The sequence below is a fragment of the Micromonospora nigra genome (assembly GCF_900091585.1).
In the GTDB taxonomy this organism is placed as follows: domain Bacteria; phylum Actinomycetota; class Actinomycetes; order Mycobacteriales; family Micromonosporaceae; genus Micromonospora; species Micromonospora nigra.
The window spans coordinates 2,097,572-2,114,092 of the sequence record NZ_FMHT01000003.1 but is presented as its reverse complement, the minus strand read 5'-3'; the positions used below and the strand labels follow the sequence as shown (position 1 = coordinate 2,114,092).

Sequence of the window (16,521 nt, the reverse complement as noted above, 5' to 3'; positions counted from 1 at the left end):
AAGGAAGCAGCATGACCGACATCACCGCCACCGAGGTCGCCCCCGAGGCCACCGAGGCGCCGGCGCCCGTCGCCCGCGCGCCCCGTGGTGACCGCCCGATCCAGACCGTGGGTCGGCGCAAGGAAGCCATCGTCCGGGTCCGCATCGTGCCGGGTTCCGGCAAGATCACCTGCAACGGTCGGGACCTCGAGGCCTACTTCCCGAGCAAGGTGCACCAGCAGCTGATCAAGGATCCGCTGGTCACCGCCGAGAAGCCGGAGGCCTTCGACGTCATCGCCAACCTGCGCGGCGGCGGCACCACCGGTCAGGCCGGCGCACTGCGCCTCGCCATCGCGCGGGCGCTGATCGTCAGCGAGCCCGACGACCGTCCGGCGCTGAAGAAGGCCGGATTCCTCACCCGCGACGCGCGGGTCAAGGAGAGCAAGAAGTACGGCCTCAAGAAGGCCCGCAAGGCTCCCCAGTACTCGAAGCGCTGACCTTCAGCCGCACCTTGTACTTCTGACGGACGGCCGGTCCGCCTCCCCCTCGACCGGGGGAGGTGGGCCGGCCGTTCCGCTTTTTCTTCCACGGCAGTTCCAACGGAGGTTGGCGGGTATGGGTCGGTTGTTCGGCACGGACGGCGTACGCGGGCGGGCGAACGCGGATCTCACTCCCGAGCTGGCGCTCGCGGTCGCCGTGGCCGCCGCCCACACGCTCGCGGAGACCGACCGCAGCCACCCGCCGGTGGCCGTGGTCGGGCGGGACACCCGCGCCAGCGGCGAGATGCTGGAGGCGGCCGTGGTCGCCGGGCTCACCAGCGCCGGCGCGACCGTGATCCGGGTCGGTGTGCTGCCCACCCCCGCCGTGGCCTACCTCACCGCCGAGGCCAAGGCCGACCTCGGGGTGATGCTGTCCGCCTCGCACAACCCGATGCCCGACAACGGGATCAAGCTCTTCGCCGCCGGGGGACACAAGCTGCCGGACGAGATCGAGCTGCGTATCGAGGCCGCCGTCGAAGCCAACGCCACCACCGCCTGGGCGCGGCCCGTCGGGGCCGGCGTCGGCCGGGTGCACGACCTGCTCGACGGTGCCGACCACTACGTCCAGCACCTCGGCAGCACGGTGCCGCACCGCCTCGACGGCATCAAGGTCGTGGTCGACTGCGCCAACGGTGCCGCCGCCGAGGTCGCCCCCGTGGCCTACCGGGAGGCCGGTGCCGAGGTCGTCGCGATCCACGCCGAGCCGGACGGCCTCAACATCAACGACGGCTGCGGGTCCAACCACATCGAGGCGCTGCGCGCCGCCGTGGTCGAGCACGGCGCGCACCTCGGCATCGCCCACGACGGCGACGCCGACCGGTGCCTCGCGGTGACCGCCGAGGGCGACGAGGTCGACGGCGACGAGGTGATGGCCATCCTGGCCCTGGCGATGCGGGAGGCCGGCACGCTGACCGACGACACCCTGGTGGCCACCGTGATGAGCAACCTCGGCCTGCGCCTGGCCATGTCCGCCGAGGGCATCCGGCTGGTCGAGACCAAGGTGGGCGACCGGTACGTGCTGGAGGAGCTGCGCGCCGCCGGCCTCGCCCTCGGCGGCGAGCAGAGCGGACACATCGTCATGCCGGCCTACGCCACCACCGGCGACGGGGTGCTGACCGGCCTGCACCTGATGGCCAGGATGGCGGCCACCGGCCGGTCCCTGGCCGACCTGGCCGGCGTGGTCACCAAGCTGCCCCAGGTGCTGATCAACGTCCCGGTGGGCGACCGTACGGTCGGTGCCGCCGCTCCCGTCGTCCGGGCCGAGGTCGAGCGGGCCGAGGCGGAGCTGGGCGACACCGGGCGGGTGCTGCTGCGGCCCTCCGGCACCGAACCGCTGGTACGCGTCATGGTCGAGGCCGCCACCGAGCAGACCGCCCGGGACGTCGCCGAGCGCATCGCCGCCCTGGTCCGCACCGCGAGCCCGCCGAGGGCCTGACCACACCGCCGCCCGCTCGACCGTTTCCTCGTGGCGCCTGCCATCTGTCCGGTGTCGCGTCCCCGCACCGGGGCCGCCGTCGTGGGACCATGTCGCGCGTCGTCCCACGACGTCCACGTCCCGGGTGGCCGTCCGGCGACCACCCTGTCCCCGTTCGTCGTTCGGCGACCAGCGTGATTCCGGCCTGGTCGTACGGCGACCAGCCTGTCCCGCGGAGGTGATCGTGTCCCATCCCGCCGCCACCTGGCAGCCTGCCGACGACCCGCCGGCCGGTGAACCGGGTCCGGAGGAAGAGGCCGGCTGGTTCGCAGCCCGCTGGGGTCGGCTGCTCGCCACCCTCGTCGGGGTCGGTCTGCTCGGCGTCGCCGCCGTGGCGCCCTGGTCCGAGGTGTCCCTCTCGGTGCTCGGGGTGCGCTCCGACGCCCTGGTCAACCAGGACTCGGAGGCCCGGCTCGGGGTCACCGGGATCGGTGCCTGGGGATATGCGTTCCTCGTGGTCGTGGTGCCGGTGGTCCTGCTGGTCGGGGCTGCCGTGCTGCTGCCCCGGCGGTGGGCGCGCGGAGCGGTGGCGGTGGCCGGCTTGGCGCTGGCGGTCCTGTCCACGGTGCTGGTCGGTGCGGCGCACCGCCTGTCGTCCGGCGCGGACGAGGCCGCCGGCCGCTGGGCCGAGGTCGTCCGCCGGACCGGGACCCTCCTCGACGAGGGGTACGGCTCGATCTGGTTCGGCTACGACACCTCCGGCCTGACACTCGGCGTGCTCGGCGTCGCGGTGCTCGCGATGGTCCTCGTCGCCACCTGGTGGCCCGGCAGCGGCCGGTTCGCCGTGGCGGGCGCGGCCACGCTCGCCACGCTGGCGGGCGTGCTGTTCCCCTGGGTGACCGTGTACGGCCTGACCGCCGCCGAGGTGGAGCGGCGCAACGTCTGGTGGCCCACCTTCGGTGCCACCGCCGTGCTGCTGGTGCTCGGCACAGTGGTCCTGGCCGGGCTGGTCTGGTGGGCGGCGCTGCGCCGGTCGACCCGGGGCCGGCTGGCGCTGCTGCTGGTCTCCCTGCCGCTCGCCGCCGCGCTGAGTCTGCTCCAGGACGTGCTGCCGCTGGACCCGGAGCAGTGGCAGGACGCCGCCGAACGGTCCCGCCACCTCGCCGTCACGCACGACGTGCGGTCCGCAGCCGAGCTGATGCAGCTGGCGGCCCTGCTGTTCCTCGTGGCGGCGGTGCTGGCCTGGTCGGCGGCCCGCCGCAGGGCCCGGGTCGACACCGGCGCCGAGGACGCCGCAGCGGCAGCCGGCTCCCCGCCGGCCGGCCCGGCCCGGGCGGGCGGTCCGACGCCGGTGGGCCCGCCGGCCAGTGGGCAGGACGACTCGGTCTGGGCTCCGCCGCGCCCGCGCCCGGACACCGGGGCGCCCGGCCCGGTGCCGCCCACCGACCCGATCCGCTGACGGCCGTTCGGTGCCGTCCGGCAGCGCGTCGGCGGAGGCCGGAAGGGCAGCGGCGTCCCGGTCCCGCTCGTCGCGCCGGCAGAACCGTCGCGGCGGCAGAATCGTCGCGCCGGCAGAACCGGACCTGGCCGCTCGGCCTGGCCGTCCGTGGGCTTCGCGGCCCGTGGCCGCGGCGGCCCGCCGGCGGGTCAGCCCGCCGGGCGGCGCAGCCGGCCGACGGCCTCCGTCAGCACCTCGGGCCGCTTGCAGAAGGCGAAGCGGACCAGCCGGCGGCCGGCCTCCGGGTCGTCGTAGAAGACCTGGGTGGGCACCGCCACCACGCCGCAGCGCTCCGGCAGGGAGCGGCAGAAGTCGACGCCGTCGACCCCGCCGAGCGGCCCGATGTCGGCGGTGACGAAGTACGTGCCCTCGGGCACGAGCACCCCGAAGCCGGCGTCGGTCAGGCCGCCGACGAGCTGGTCCCGGCGGGCCTGCATGCCCCGGCGGAACTCGGCGAAGTAGTCGTCGGGCAGGGCGAGCGCCACCGCGACGGCCGGTTGCAGGGGTGCGGCGTTGACGAAGGTGAGGAACTGCTTCACCCGTAGCACCGCCGAGACCAGGGGCCTCGGCCCGCTCACCCAGCCGACCTTCCAGCCGGTGCAGGAGAACGTCTTGCCGGCCGAGGAGATGCGCAGCGTGCGCTCCCACATCCCGGGCAGGGTCGCCAGCGGCACGTGCCCGGACGCGGCGTCGGTGAAGACCAGGTGTTCGTACACCTCGTCGGTCACCGCGTACGCGCCGTGCTCGCGGCACAGCTGCGCCACCAGCTCCAGCTCGCCCGGGGTGAACACCTTGCCGGTGGGGTTGTGCGGGGAGTTGAGCAGCACCAGCCGGGTACGCGGGCCGAAGGCGGCACGCAGGGCGTCGGGGTCGAAGGCGTACCGGCCCTCGGGGTCGGGACGCAGGGTGACCGGGCGGCGGACCGCGCCGGCCAGGGTGATCGAGGCGGCGTACGAGTCGTAGTACGGCTCGAAGCACACCACCTCGTCGCCGGGCTCGCACAGGCCGAGGATCGCGGCGGCGATCGCCTCCGTGGCACCGGCGGTCACCACGACCTCGCCGTCCGGGTCGTACTCCAGGCCCCAGAACCGGCGCTGGTGCGCCGACACCGCCGCGCGCAGCTCGGGCACCCCGGGGCCGGGCGGGTACTGGTTACGGCCGGAGCGCAACGCCTCGGCGGCGGCGGCCAGCATCTCCGGTGGCCCGTCGGTGTCGGGGAAGCCCTGGCCGAGGTTGACCGCGCCGGTGCGCACAGCGAGGGCGGACATCTCGGCGAAGATGGTCGTCCCGAATGGGCGCATCCGCGCCACCAGGGGGTCGGCATCGGCGGTCGTCGTCACGTCGCCAGGGTACGGGCCGCCGGGGCGGCTCCGGATGAGGGCTTTGTGCCCAGGAGCACCACACTCGCCTGTTCGCTCAAGTTCGATGCTTGTTTACCAGGCTTTCGAGCACGCACCATGAGCGAAGCTGGGTTAGGCTGCGAGCCATGTGTGGAATCGTGGGTTACGCCGGCGGTCGCCCGGCGCTCGGCATCGTGCTCGACGGCCTGCGGCGGCTGGAGTACCGCGGCTACGACTCGGCCGGCGTCGCCATCGTCTGCGACGGCGAGCTGCTGACGGAGAAGAAGGCCGGCAAGCTGGCCAACCTGGAGAAGGTCCTCTCCGAGCGGGCCGCCAACGACCCGACGTCCTGCGCCGCCAGCCCCATGGGCATCGGCGACGGCACCACCGGCATCGGGCACACCCGCTGGGCGACCCACGGTGGCCCCACCGACCGCAACGCCCACCCGCACCTGGCCCCCGACGGGCGGGTCGCCGTCATTCACAACGGCATCATCGAGAACTTCGCGAAGCTGCGCGCCGAACTGGAGGCCGACGGCGTCAACTTCACCAGCGACACCGACACCGAGTGCGCCGCGCACCTGCTCTCCGCCGCGCTCGCCGACCTGCGGGCCGCCGGCCACCCCGACGGCCCGCAACTGCTCGCCGCCGGCATGCGGGTGGTGTGCCAGCGGTTGGAGGGGGCTTTCACCCTGCTCGCCGTGGACGCCGCCGTCCCCGGGGCCGTCGTCGGGGCCCGGCGGAACTCGCCGCTGGTCGTCGGCCGGGGCGAGGGCGAGAACTACCTCGCCAGCGATGTCGCCGCCTTCATCGAACACACCCGCGAGGCCGTCGAGCTGGGCCAGGACCAGATCGTGCTCATCACGGCCGACACGATCGAGATCACCGACTTCACCGGCCAGCCCGCCAGCGGCAAGGACTTCCACATCGACTGGGACTCCTCGGCCGCCGAGAAGGGCGGCTACGACTGGTTCATGCTCAAGGAGATCGAGGAGCAGCCGCAGGCCGTCGCCGACACCCTGCTCGGCCGGCTCACCGAGACCGGCGAGATCATGCTCGACGAGGTACGCCTGTCCGACCAGGACCTGCGCGACGTCGACAAGATCTTCATCGTGGCCTGTGGCACCGCGTACCACTCGGGTCTGGTCGCCAAGTACGCCATCGAACACTGGACCCGGATCCCCTGCGAGGTGGAACTGGCCAGCGAGTTCCGCTATCGCGACCCGGTGCTCGACCGGTCCACCCTCATCGTGGTGATCTCCCAGTCCGGCGAGACGATGGACACCCTGATGGCGCTGCGGCACGCCAAGGAGCAGAAAGCCCGGGTGCTGGCCATCTGCAACACCAACGGCTCCACCATCCCGCGCGAGTCCGACGCCGTGCTCTACACCCACGGCGGCCCGGAGATCGCCGTCGCCTCCACCAAGGCGTTCCTCACCCAGCTCGTCGCCTGTTACCTGATCGGCCTGCACCTGGCCCAGGTGCGGGGCATCAAGTTCGCCGACGAGGTGGCCGCCGTCGTCGACCAGCTGCACCGGATGCCGGCCAAGCTGCGCGAGCTGCTGGGTCGGATGGATCCGGTGCGGGAGCTGGCCCGGGAGCTGAGGTCGGAGCCCACCGTGCTGTTCATCGGCCGGCACGTCGGCTACCCGGTGGCGCTGGAGGGTGCGCTCAAGCTCAAGGAGCTGGCGTACATGCACGCCGAGGGCTTCGCCGCCGGCGAGCTGAAGCACGGCCCGATCGCCCTGATCGACAAGGGCACGCCGGTCATCTGCGTGGTGCCGTCCCCGGTCGGCCGGGGCCTGCTGCACGACAAGATCGTCTCCAACATCCAGGAGGTCCGCGCCCGGGGGGCCCGCACCATCGTGATCGCCGAGGAGGGCGATGAGGCCGTCGTCCGCTACGCCGACCACCTGATCCACGTGCCGCGCACCCCGACGCTGCTCGCGCCGCTGGTGACGACCGTGCCGTTGCAGGTGTTCGCGGCGGAGATCGCCGCTGCCCGGGGCCACGACGTCGACCAGCCCCGCAACCTGGCCAAGTCCGTCACGGTGGAGTAGGCGATCCCCGGCCCGTTCCCGGGTCACCGGCCCAGCACCACGCGGGCCATGCCGTCCAGTGCCGGGTTGGCCGGCTCCCAGTAGCCGGTGTGCCCGTGCCGGCCGCTGGGGAACGTCCGCCCGCCGAAGCCCGGGTCGGCGGGATCGTGCCCGAACCAGCGCTCGTCGTCCCGCCCCGTCAGCAGCCCCGCCAGCGTGCCCACCGGCGAGCCGCCCAGCACGGCCTGTCGGGCCAGGTCGTCGGGCGGTCGGGTCAGCCGGATCACGTCGTCGGGGGCGGTGCTCGCCCAGACCTGGCCGGGGGGCACGCCCAGCTCGGAGGCGTGCGCCACCCCGACGCCCGGCGACCCCACGAAGACCAGCGCGTCGGCGGCCAGCCCGTGGTCGCGGGCAGCCGCGCCGACCACCAGCGAGCCGTAGCTGTGCCCGAGCACCGTCTGCCGGGCCGGTGGCCCCTCGTGGGTGGCCCGTAACCCCTCCTGGAACCGGTGCAGTGCGCCACCGGCGTCGCGGGCCCGCCCGTCCCCGGCGGCCTCGTGCAGGAAGTCGGGGGCGTCGTAGTCCAGCCAGAGCACCGCCGAGGTCTCCTCGCCGGGGGCCAGCTCGGCGCACCGGCCCAGCACCCGGCCCGCCCGGCCCAGCTCGTCGGTGGCGTCGTCCAGCCCGGCGGTCATCCCCGGCACGTGCGTCAACACCCGGGTCGAACGGTCCGGGTTGCCCAGCGCCACCACTGCCCGACCCTCACCGGCCGGATCGATGCCGAGCAGGTACGCCCGGGGAGCCTCCGGTGCGTCGAGCCGCCCGGTCAGCGCCGTCAGCCCGGCGAGGGACGCCTCCACGCGGAGCAGCCCGACGGCCTCCACCGGCCCTCTCGGCACCCGCAGCAGCAGCCGTGCCCGCTCGGCGAGCAACTCGTCGCGGACGGCGTCGAGCCGCAGGCGGTTGGCCTGGTCCCGAGCCGCCGCCGGGATCCCGTCGAGCCCGCCCACCCGCTCCGGTTCGTACGTCACCAACCACCGCCGCTCGGCCGCGGTGAGCCCCGACCACCAGGCCCGCACCGCCGCCGGTGACGCACCGGGCCACGGTCGGTCGGGCGGCGGCGGATCGACCCACCCGGTGTGGGCGGCCTCCGACAGCGCCGCCAACCGGGCCGCCGCCTCCCGGTCGGCGGTCCCGGCCAGGTCGAGCGCGTCGCGCAGTGCTCGTGCGACACCGGCCACCACGGGCCCGGGGGCCGGGGCCGGGCCGGCGGACACCCGCCCGTCCCGGTCGACGCGTACGCCGGACACCTGCGCCGACGCCACCGCCGCGTCGAGGCGGGCCCGGGCGGTCTGCACCCGCCGGGCGAACTCGGCGAGCGTCTGCTCGGCCTCGATCATCGCGGGCGCCAACGCCGTCAGTTCCCTGCCCAACCCGCCCAACCGGTGATCGGCCGCCGACGCGGCGCCGCCCGCCCAGGCGGTTCGCAGGGTGCCCGCCTGCCGGTCGAGGCTGCTCCGCCGGCGTTGCGCCAGCCCGGTCAGCGCACCCCAGGCCCGGCCCGCCGCCCGCCAGTCGCCCGGGTCGGCCGCCCAGAGCTGCCGGTAGCCGATGCCGGCCCCGGCGGTGGGCGGGGCGGCGGTGGACGGGGCGGCACCGACCCCCGCCGAGCCGGCCGCCGGGTTGCCCACCTGCGCCGGATGCCCGCTCACCGGGCACCCACTCGGGTCGGGCGGCTGGCCATCGGCAACCCCTCCCGCGTCGGGCGGCCGGTCACCGGGGTACCGCCCTGAGCCGGGCGGCGGCGCGGTCGTCGACCGACTCGTAGGCCTCGGCAGCCCCACGGACCGCCTCTCCCGTTGCCGCCACCCTGGCGCCGAGCCGGCCGCACCAACCGTGCACCGCCGCCTCCAGCACGGCCGTCGCCGCCCCGGCGGCCCATCCGGGCGCCGCCACGACCAGCCCCGGCACCCCGGTCAGCCCGTGGCAGAGCCGGTATCCCTCGTCGCCGAGAGCCCGCGCCGCCCGACGCAACACCTCCGGCTCGACCGTGAACGGAACCTCCACCACCAGCCACCCCCGTGCCCGACCGCCTCGACGGGCCCGACGCTAGGCCGTCCGCCGGCCCCGCCGCCGCCCCTGTGGACGGCCGGTCCGGCGCGTACCCCCGGGTCGTCCACAGGCATTGCCCATCGCGTGGCCGACGACTAATCTGCGGGCCCCCACGCCGGTAGGGTGAGGGCCGTGATCGTCGCTGTCGGCATCGACGTCGTTCTGGTCGACCGGTTCGCCCGGGCGTTGGCGCGCACACCGCTGCTCGCCGACCGGCTGTTCACCGAGGCCGAGCGCTACACGGTCTCCGGCAACCCGCGTTCGCCCGAATCGATGGCGGCCCGCTTCGCCGCGAAGGAGGCGGTGGCCAAGGCGCTCGGTGCGCCGGCCGGGCTGAGCTGGCACGACTGCGAGATCGTGCCGGACCCGGACGGCCGCCCCTGGTTGACCGTCTCCGGCACGGTCGCGGCGGCGGCGACCGAACGTGGCATCAACCGCTGGCACCTGTCGCTGTCGCACGACGGCGGGATCGCCTCGGCGATGGTGGTGGCGGAGCGCTGACCGCACACGGGGACGGGACCGGCACACGGGGACGGGAGTGGCACGGGGACGGCGTGCACACGGGGACGGGAGTGACATGAGAGCGGTGTGGCGGGTGGCGGACGTACGCGCGGCGGAGGCCGGCCTGATGGCCACCCTGCCGCCCGGCACGCTGATGCAGCGGGCGGCGGCCGGGCTGGCCCGCCGCTGTGCCCTGCTGCTCGCCGACCGGGGCGGCGTGTACGGCGGGCGGGTGCTGCTGCTGGTCGGCTCGGGCGACAACGGCGGCGACGCGCTGTACGCGGGTGCCCGCCTGGCGCGGCGCGGCGCGGCGGTGTCGGCGCTGCTGCTCACCCCCGGGCGGGCGCACGCCGAGGGGCTGGCCGCGTTCCGGGCCGCCGGTGGCCGGGTGGTGGACCGTCCGCCGGCCGTGGTCGACCTGGTGCTCGACGGCGTCGTCGGCATCGGCGGGCGGGGCGGGCTGCGGGAGCCGGCTGAGCAACTGGCGGCGAGCCTGGCCCGGCACCAGGGCCGTGACGGCGCACGGGCGACCGTGGTGGCGGTGGACGTGCCCAGCGGCGTCGCGGTCGACACCGGCGCGGTGCCGGTGACCCCCTCCGGACAGCCCAGCGCCGTGCGCGCCGACGTGACGGTGACCTTCGGCGCGTTGAAGCCGGCCCTGGTGGTCGGCCCGGCCGCCGCCCTCGCCGGGCAGGTGGAGCTGGTCGACATCGGCCTCGACCCGTGGCTGCGCGGCAGCCCGGCCCTGCGCGTCACCGAGTGGTCGGACGTGGCGGACTGGTGGCCGCGGCTCGGCCCGGAGTCGGAGAAGTACACCCGGGGGGTGGTCGGCGTGGCGACCGGTTCGGCGACGTACCCCGGCGCGGCCGTGCTCTCCGTCGGCGGGGCCCTGGCCGGCCCGACGGGGCTGGTCCGCTACGCGGGTGGCGCCCGCGCCGAGGTCGTGCACCGGTATCCCTCGGTCATCGCCACCGGGCGGGTGGCCGACGCCGGTCGGGTGCAGGCGTGGGTGTGCGGTTCGGGGCTGGGCACCGACGAGCACGCGGCGGCGGAGCTGCGCGCCGTGCTGGCCGCCCCGGTGCCGGTGGTGCTCGACGCGGACGCGTTGACCCTGCTGGTCGACGGTTCCCTCGCCGACCGGCTGCGCGAGCGGGACGCCCCGATCGTGGTGACCCCGCACGACCGGGAGTTCACCCGGCTGTGCGGGGAGGCCCCGGACGGTGACCGGGTCGGCGCGGCACTGCGACTGGCCGCCTGGATGAACGCGGTGGTGCTGCTCAAGGGCGACCGCACGGTGGTCGCCATGCCGGGCGGCCGGGCGTACGTCAACCCGACCGGCACCCCCGCGCTGGCCACCGGCGGCACGGGCGACGTGCTGGCCGGGCTGCTCGGCTCGCTGCTGGCCGCCGGGCTGCCCGCCGAACGGGCGGCCACGGCCGCGGCGTACCTGCACGGGCTGGCCGGCCGGGAGGCGGCCCGGGGCGGCCCGGTGACCGCGCCCGACGTGGCGTCGGCGCTGCGCCCGGTGGTCGCGCCTCTGCTGGGGTGAGACGTGGGCGGGGTGCCGCCCGCTGATCAGCGCGGAAGTAGGCTTGGGGGCATGTGGCAGGCGGAGGTACGTGTCGACCTCGACGCGATCCGGGAGAACGTGACCCGACTCCGGGCCGGCACCGGCGCCGAGCTGATGGCGGTGGTGAAGGCCGACGGGTACGGCCACGGCATGCTCCCGGCCGCCCGGGCTGCGCTCGACGCCGGGGCCGACTGGCTGGGCGTCTGCACGCTGGACGAGGCGTTGGAGCTGCGCCGGGCCGGGATCACCGTCCCCGTGCTGGCCTGGCTGCTCTCTCCGGGGCTGCCGCTGCACGAGGGCGTGGCGGCGGGGGTGGACCTCGGCGCGGCGAGCCTGCCCCAACTGCACGAGATGGTCGAGGCGGCCCGGGTCGCCGGTCGGGCCGCCCACCTGCACCTGAAGATCGACACCGGGCTGTCCCGGGGCGGCGCGACGGTCGCCGACTGGCCCCGCCTGCTGGAGGCCGCCGCGAAGGCGCAGGCCGACGGCCTGGTCGAGGTGGTCGGGGTGTGGAGCCACTTCGTGTACGCGGACTCGCCCGGCCACCCCACCACCGACCGGCAGCTCGCCGTGTTCCGCGAGGGTCTGGGCATGGTCGAGCAGGCCGGGCTGCGCCCCCGCTACCGGCACCTGGCCAACTCCGCGGCCACCCTGACCCGCCCGGACACCCACTTCGACCTGGTTCGCCCCGGCCTGGCGATCTACGGCCTGTCCCCGGTGACCGGCGAGCGGTACGGGCTGCGGCCGGCCATGTCCGCCCGGGCCCGGGTGATGCTGACCAAGCGGGTTCCGGCCGACTCGGGCGTGTCGTACGGCCACACGTACACCACGCAGCGGGACGCGAACCTGGCCGTGGTTCCGCTCGGCTACGCCGACGGGGTGCCCCGGCACGCCTCCAACGTGGGCCCGGTGCAGCTCGCCGGGGCCCGCCGCACCATCTCGGGCCGGGTCTGCATGGACCAGTTCGTGCTCGACTGCGGCGACGATCCGGTGGCGGCCGGCGAGGTGGCCACCCTGTTCGGCCCCGGCACGGACGGCGAGCCCACCGCCGACGACTGGGCCGAGGCGGTCGGCACCATCAACTACGAGATCGTCACCCGCTTCGGCGGCACCCGGGTGCCCCGCGTCTACGACGGCGAGCGCCGGTGACGGGTCGGCACCTGATCCCCCGCCCCCGTACCGCCGCCGGGAGGGCCGCCGGCCTGGTCGGGGCGGCCCTCGGCGTGGCCGCCGCCGGGCTCGCCGCCGGCGTCGCCACCGAACGCGCCCTGGTCCGCCGGCTCAAGGCCGACCCCACCGATCCGTACGCGCACGAGGTGTTCGGCGAGCAGCGGTACGACGCGGCGTTGACCGTGGAGATGCCCGACGGCACCGACGTGCACGTCGAGGTGGTCGAGCCGACCCGCCCCGTGCCGGGCAACCCGACCGTCGTGCTGGTGCACGGCTTCTGTCTGGACATGGGCACCTTCCACTTCCAGCGCAAGATGCTCGCGGAGCGGGGCGAACACCGCATCATCGCGTACGACCAGCCGGGACACGGCCGCTCCGGCCGGCTGGAGAGCGGCGAGTACGACCTGACGGCGCTCGGCCGTACGCTCCGCGCGGTGCTCGACCGGACCACCCCGGAGGGGCCGCTGGTGCTGGTGGGCCACTCCATGGGCGGCATGACGATCATGGCGTTCGCCGAGCTGTTCCCGGAGATGTTCGGCGACCGGGTGGTGGGCACGGTGCTCATGGCCACCTCGGGCGGCCTGCTGGCGGAGACGAAACTGGTGGCGCCGGCCCTGCTCGGCCGGGTGGGCGCGCCGGTGCTTCACATGGCCGGCAACGTCACCCGGTACGGGGCGCCGGTGATCGACCGGGCACGCCGGTCGACGACGAACGTCGCCTGGCTGCTGACCCGCCGGTACGGCTTCGGCACCCGCAACCCGAGCCCGACCCTGGTGTCGTACGTGGAGACCATGAACTCGCGGACGTCCGCCGACACGGTGACCCGCTACCTGCGTACCCTGGCGACGCACTCGCGGTTCCCGGCGCTGGTGGCGCTCGCCCAGGCCCCGGTGCTGGTGATCGTCGGCGACAAGGACATGATCACGCCGATGACCCATTCGGAGGAGATCGTCCGGCGGTTGCCGCACGCCGAGTTCGTGAAGATCGCCGACAGCGGGCACGTGGTGATGCTGGAGCACGCCGACGAGGTCGACGCGGCGCTGCTGCGGTTCCTCGGCACGTGCGGCCGGGCGGAGCCGTGAGCGCCGCCGCCGGTCCCGTCCGGCCGGTCGGGCCCACGCGCGCCGCCGCCGGCCATGCCCCGCCGGTCGGGCCCACGAGCCGTCGGGTGGTCCTGCCCACGGTGGAGGACACCCACGCCTTCGGCCGGCGGCTGGCCGGCCTGCTGCGGGCCGGCGACCTGCTCCTGCTGACCGGTCCGTTGGGTGCCGGCAAGACCGCGCTGACCCGGGGCGTGGGGGCGGGGCTCGGGGTGCTCGGCGACGTCACCTCGCCGACCTTCGTGATCGCCCGGGTGCATCGCCCGGACCCGGTGGCGGGACGCGGAGTCGCCCTGGTGCACGCCGACGCGTACCGGCTGGGTGACGCCGCCGACCCGCGCGCCGAGATCGACGACCTCGACCTGGACGCCTCGGTTGACGAGTCGGTGACCGTGGTGGAGTGGGGCGAGGGCCTGGTCGAGCAGCTCGCCGACGCCCACCTGCGGGTCCGCCTGGACCGGCGGGACGACGACACCCGCGTCGTCGAGCTGGAACCGGTGGGCGGCGACTGGGCGCAGCGCCTCGCGGCCCTGGGCTGAGCGCTGTCTGGCCCTGGGCTGAGCGCTGTCGTACCCGCTGCCTAGAGTGCGCGGGACGACTGCGAAAGGTTGCCGATGCCCCACGACGTCCCCCCGCTGGATCTGCTCGCGCTGCTACCCGAGAGCTGGCGGGCCGTGCTCACCCCGCACCTCGACCCGGCCCGCACGGCCGCGCTGGCCGAGTTCGTCGCGAGGGAGTACGCCACCACGACGGTCTTCCCCCCGGTGGGGGAGCTGTTCTCGGCCTACCGGCTCTGTGCGCCGCAGGACTGCCGGGTGCTGATCCTGGGGCAGGACCCCTACCACAAGGCGGGGCAGGCGCACGGCTTGAGCTTCAGCGTCCAGGAGGGCGTCGCGGTGCCGCCGTCGCTGCGCAACGTGTTCAAGGAGCTCGGTGAGGATCTGGGCGTACCGAAGCCCCGCAGCGGCAACCTCAGCGGCTGGGCGGCGCAGGGGGTGCTGCTGCTCAACGCGGTGCTGACCGTCCGGCAGGCCAGCCCCGGATCACACGCGAACTCCGGCTGGGAGGAGTTCACCGACGCCACCATCCGGGCCCTCGACGCCCTCGACTCGCGGGTGGTCTTCCTGCTCTGGGGCGGCTACGCGCGCAAGAAGGCCGCCCTGGTCACCAACCCGCAACACGTGGTGTTGGAGGCCGGTCACCCGAGCCCGATGAACCCGCGCGGCTTCCTCGGCAGCCGGCCGTTCAGCGCGGCCAACAAGGCGCTCGCCGACGCGGGTCTGCCCACGGTCGACTGGGAGCGCACCGCGGGCTGACGATCGGGGGTGACGAACCGGTCACCGTCCGATGTAGTCTCTGCCCCTGGTGGCCCGACGGCACGCGAGGGGCGACGGATGACGGCGACGGTCAGCGCGGAACAGTGGCAGGTGGCGAGGGTCGCCCTGGCGGAGCAGACCGATCGTTTCGTCGGTCTGGTCCGTTCCGTCGACGCGTCGACCAGGTGCACGGAGCACTGGTCGGTCGCCGACACGCTCGCCCACGTGGCGTCGCTCGCCTGGTACTACGTGTGCCTGGTGGACCGCGACCACCCGCCCCTGCCGGTTCCGGGCTTCGCCGAGCTGCTGCCCGGCGTCACGGTCGACACCGTCGCCGACATGAACGAGGTGGTGCTGCGGCACCTGCCCGAGCGGGAGGCCGGGCCGCTGCTCGACCGGTTGCAGGCCGACGTCGCGCAGCTCCTGGCCGCCTGCGAGGGGCGGTCCCCCGACGAGACGGTGCCCTGGCTCGGCGACGCCCGGGTGCCCCTCGCCGGGCTGTGCGGCCACCTGGTCAACGAGCTGCTCGTCCACGGGCACGACGTCGCGAGCGCGGTGGGCCGTCCGTGGCCGCTGCCCGGCCGGGAGGCCGCGCTGTTCCTGGAACTCTTCCTGGTCGGGGTCATCCGGCACGGGTACGGGCGGCTGATCGACGGCGGCGCGCCGCCCCGTGAACACCCGATCGTGGTCGAGTTCCGGTCGGCGTACGCGGCCCCGATCCGCCTCCAGCTCCACCGGGGGGTCGTCTCGTTCGCCGACCCGACGGCCCGGCCCGACGCCCGGATCGACCACGACCCCGGCACGCTCAACCTGGTGATGTTCGGCCGGATGAGCAGGTTGCGCGCGGTGCTGACCGGGAAGATGCGGGTGAGCGGTCGCCGCCCCTGGTTGCTGCCGGCCTTCCTGCGCAAGTTCCGCACCCCGAGCTGAACCGCCGCGCCCTGCCCGCCCCAAGTCCCAGCCCGCTGCGCCCGGCCCACCGGCCCACCGGCCCACCGGCCCACCGGCCCACCGGCCCACCGGCCCACCGGCCCACCGGCCCACCGGCCCACCGGCCCACCGGCCCACCGGCCCACCGGCCCACCGGCCCACCGGCCCACCGGCCCACCGGCCCACCGGCCCACCGGCCCACCGGCCCACCGGCCCACCGGCCCACCGGCCCACCGGGCACGCGTACCACGGCCGTCGCGGCCCTGTCGACCCGCGTGGCGGGGCACGGGCCGGGGTGGTCGCGGCGGCGGCTAGGCTGGTTCACCGTGCTCGTACTCGTGGTGGACAGCTCGACCCCGGCCGTGACCGCGGCCCTGGTCGAGGTCACCCCCGTCGGCGTGACGCTCCGGGCAAACCGGTGCACCGTCGACGCCCGCGCGCACGGTGAACTGCTCGCCCCACACGTCGGCGCGGTGCTCGCCGACGCGGACGCCCGCCCGGCCGATCTCGGCGCGATCGTCGCCGGGCTCGGCCCCGGCCCGTTCACCGGGCTGCGGGTCGGGCTGGTCACCGCCGCCACGATGGGGCAGGTCCTCGGCATACCGACGTACGGCGTCTGCTCACTGGACGCCATCGGCTGCCCGGCGGCCACCGGCGAGCCGGTGCTGGCGGCGAGCGACGCGCGCCGCCGGGAGATCTACTGGGCGGTGTACGACGGCGCGGGCCGGCGGATCGTCGGCCCCGAGGTCGGTGCCCCGGCCGTCGCCGCCGAGCGGGCCCGCGACCTGTCCGTCACCGGCGCGGTCGGCGACGGGGCCCACCGGTACGCGGACATCCTCGGGTTGCCGGTGCGGGCCGAGCCGCGCTACCCCGACGCCACCGTGCTCGCCCTGGTGGCTGCGGAACGGATCCGCGCCGCCGCGCCCGGCGAGGCGCTCACCCCCCTCTACCTGCGCCGCCCGGACGCCGTGGCGGCGACCGCCCGAAAGCCGGTCCTACCATGAGCGCGAGGA

Annotated in this window: 15 protein-coding genes; 12 read left to right on the top strand and 3 right to left on the bottom strand. The window is 75.3% G+C overall.

Translation table 11 applies throughout. From position 1 onward, the window contains the following. Positions 1-11: 11 nt before the first annotated feature. The 3 genes from rpsI to GA0070616_RS08850 all read left to right on the top strand — a co-directional run bounded on the left by rpsI (position 12) and on the right by GA0070616_RS08850 (position 3,391). Positions 12-476: a 30S ribosomal protein S9 gene (gene rpsI, locus GA0070616_RS08860; RefSeq protein ID WP_088991922.1), complete on the top strand. Its 465-nt coding sequence runs from the start codon at positions 12-14 to the stop codon at positions 474-476. 118 nt (positions 477-594) lie between these two features. Further along, positions 595-1,953, top strand: a complete 1,359-nt coding sequence (gene glmM, locus GA0070616_RS08855; protein ID WP_091079222.1) for a phosphoglucosamine mutase — start codon at positions 595-597, stop codon at positions 1,951-1,953. Between the two features lie 223 nt (positions 1,954-2,176). Further along, positions 2,177-3,391, top strand: a complete 1,215-nt coding sequence (locus tag GA0070616_RS08850; protein ID WP_139128863.1) for a hypothetical protein — start codon at positions 2,177-2,179, stop codon at positions 3,389-3,391. Positions 3,392-3,579: 188 nt separating this feature from the next. Here GA0070616_RS08850 and GA0070616_RS08845 read toward each other — a convergent pair whose 3' ends face one another. Further along, positions 3,580-4,770 carry a pyridoxal phosphate-dependent aminotransferase gene (locus tag GA0070616_RS08845; protein WP_091079214.1) on the bottom strand — a complete coding sequence of 397 codons (1,191 nt, stop codon included), beginning with the start codon at positions 4,768-4,770 and terminating at the stop codon, positions 3,580-3,582. Positions 4,771-4,916: 146 nt separating this feature from the next. Between GA0070616_RS08845 and glmS the strand changes: the two genes are divergently transcribed. Continuing rightward, positions 4,917-6,830 carry a glutamine--fructose-6-phosphate transaminase (isomerizing) gene (gene glmS / locus GA0070616_RS08840; RefSeq protein ID WP_091079211.1) on the top strand — a complete coding sequence of 638 codons (1,914 nt, stop codon included), beginning with the start codon at positions 4,917-4,919 and terminating at the stop codon, positions 6,828-6,830. Positions 6,831-6,853: 23 nt separating this feature from the next. Here the strand turns inward: glmS and GA0070616_RS08835 are convergent, their stop codons facing one another. Both GA0070616_RS08835 and GA0070616_RS08830 read right to left on the bottom strand, forming a co-directional pair. Then, on the bottom strand, positions 6,854-8,521 hold the full coding sequence (locus GA0070616_RS08835) for an alpha/beta hydrolase (RefSeq protein ID WP_245712706.1): 1,668 nt from the start codon (positions 8,519-8,521) through the stop codon (positions 6,854-6,856). 61 nt (positions 8,522-8,582) lie between these two features. Then, complete coding sequence (locus GA0070616_RS08830; RefSeq protein ID WP_245712705.1) at positions 8,583-8,876, bottom strand: hypothetical protein; 294 nt, start codon at positions 8,874-8,876, stop codon at positions 8,583-8,585. A gap of 177 nt (positions 8,877-9,053) precedes the next feature. Here GA0070616_RS08830 and GA0070616_RS08825 point away from each other — a divergent pair, with 177 nt between their 5' ends. The 8 genes from GA0070616_RS08825 to tsaB all read left to right on the top strand — a co-directional run bounded on the left by GA0070616_RS08825 (position 9,054) and on the right by tsaB (position 16,512). Next, entirely contained in the window at positions 9,054-9,422 is a 369-nt protein-coding gene (locus GA0070616_RS08825; protein ID WP_091090294.1) for a holo-ACP synthase, read from the top strand. Positions 9,423-9,498: 76 nt separating this feature from the next. Next, positions 9,499-10,971 carry an NAD(P)H-hydrate dehydratase gene (locus GA0070616_RS08820; RefSeq protein ID WP_091079204.1) on the top strand — a complete coding sequence of 491 codons (1,473 nt, stop codon included), beginning with the start codon at positions 9,499-9,501 and terminating at the stop codon, positions 10,969-10,971. Between the two features lie 51 nt (positions 10,972-11,022). Beyond that, complete coding sequence (gene alr / locus GA0070616_RS08815; RefSeq protein ID WP_091079200.1) at positions 11,023-12,141, top strand: alanine racemase; 1,119 nt, start codon at positions 11,023-11,025, stop codon at positions 12,139-12,141. Further along, positions 12,138-13,244 (top strand): alpha/beta fold hydrolase, encoded by a 1,107-nt coding sequence (locus GA0070616_RS08810; RefSeq protein WP_091079195.1) that lies wholly within the window; start codon positions 12,138-12,140, stop codon positions 13,242-13,244. The genes alr and GA0070616_RS08810 overlap by 4 nt, the downstream gene beginning before the upstream one ends. Positions 13,245-13,330: 86 nt before the next feature. Further along, on the top strand, positions 13,331-13,801 hold the full coding sequence (gene tsaE, locus GA0070616_RS08805) for a tRNA (adenosine(37)-N6)-threonylcarbamoyltransferase complex ATPase subunit type 1 TsaE (RefSeq protein ID WP_091090291.1): 471 nt from the start codon (positions 13,331-13,333) through the stop codon (positions 13,799-13,801). A gap of 75 nt (positions 13,802-13,876) precedes the next feature. Then, positions 13,877-14,578, top strand: a complete 702-nt coding sequence (ung, locus tag GA0070616_RS08800) for a uracil-DNA glycosylase (RefSeq protein WP_091079191.1) — start codon at positions 13,877-13,879, stop codon at positions 14,576-14,578. A gap of 78 nt (positions 14,579-14,656) precedes the next feature. Beyond that, positions 14,657-15,508, top strand: a complete 852-nt coding sequence (locus tag GA0070616_RS08795; protein ID WP_091079188.1) for a maleylpyruvate isomerase N-terminal domain-containing protein — start codon at positions 14,657-14,659, stop codon at positions 15,506-15,508. Positions 15,509-15,834: 326 nt separating this feature from the next. Further along, complete coding sequence (gene tsaB / locus GA0070616_RS08785) at positions 15,835-16,512, top strand: tRNA (adenosine(37)-N6)-threonylcarbamoyltransferase complex dimerization subunit type 1 TsaB (protein WP_091090288.1); 678 nt, start codon at positions 15,835-15,837, stop codon at positions 16,510-16,512. Positions 16,513-16,521 lie beyond the last annotated feature (9 nt).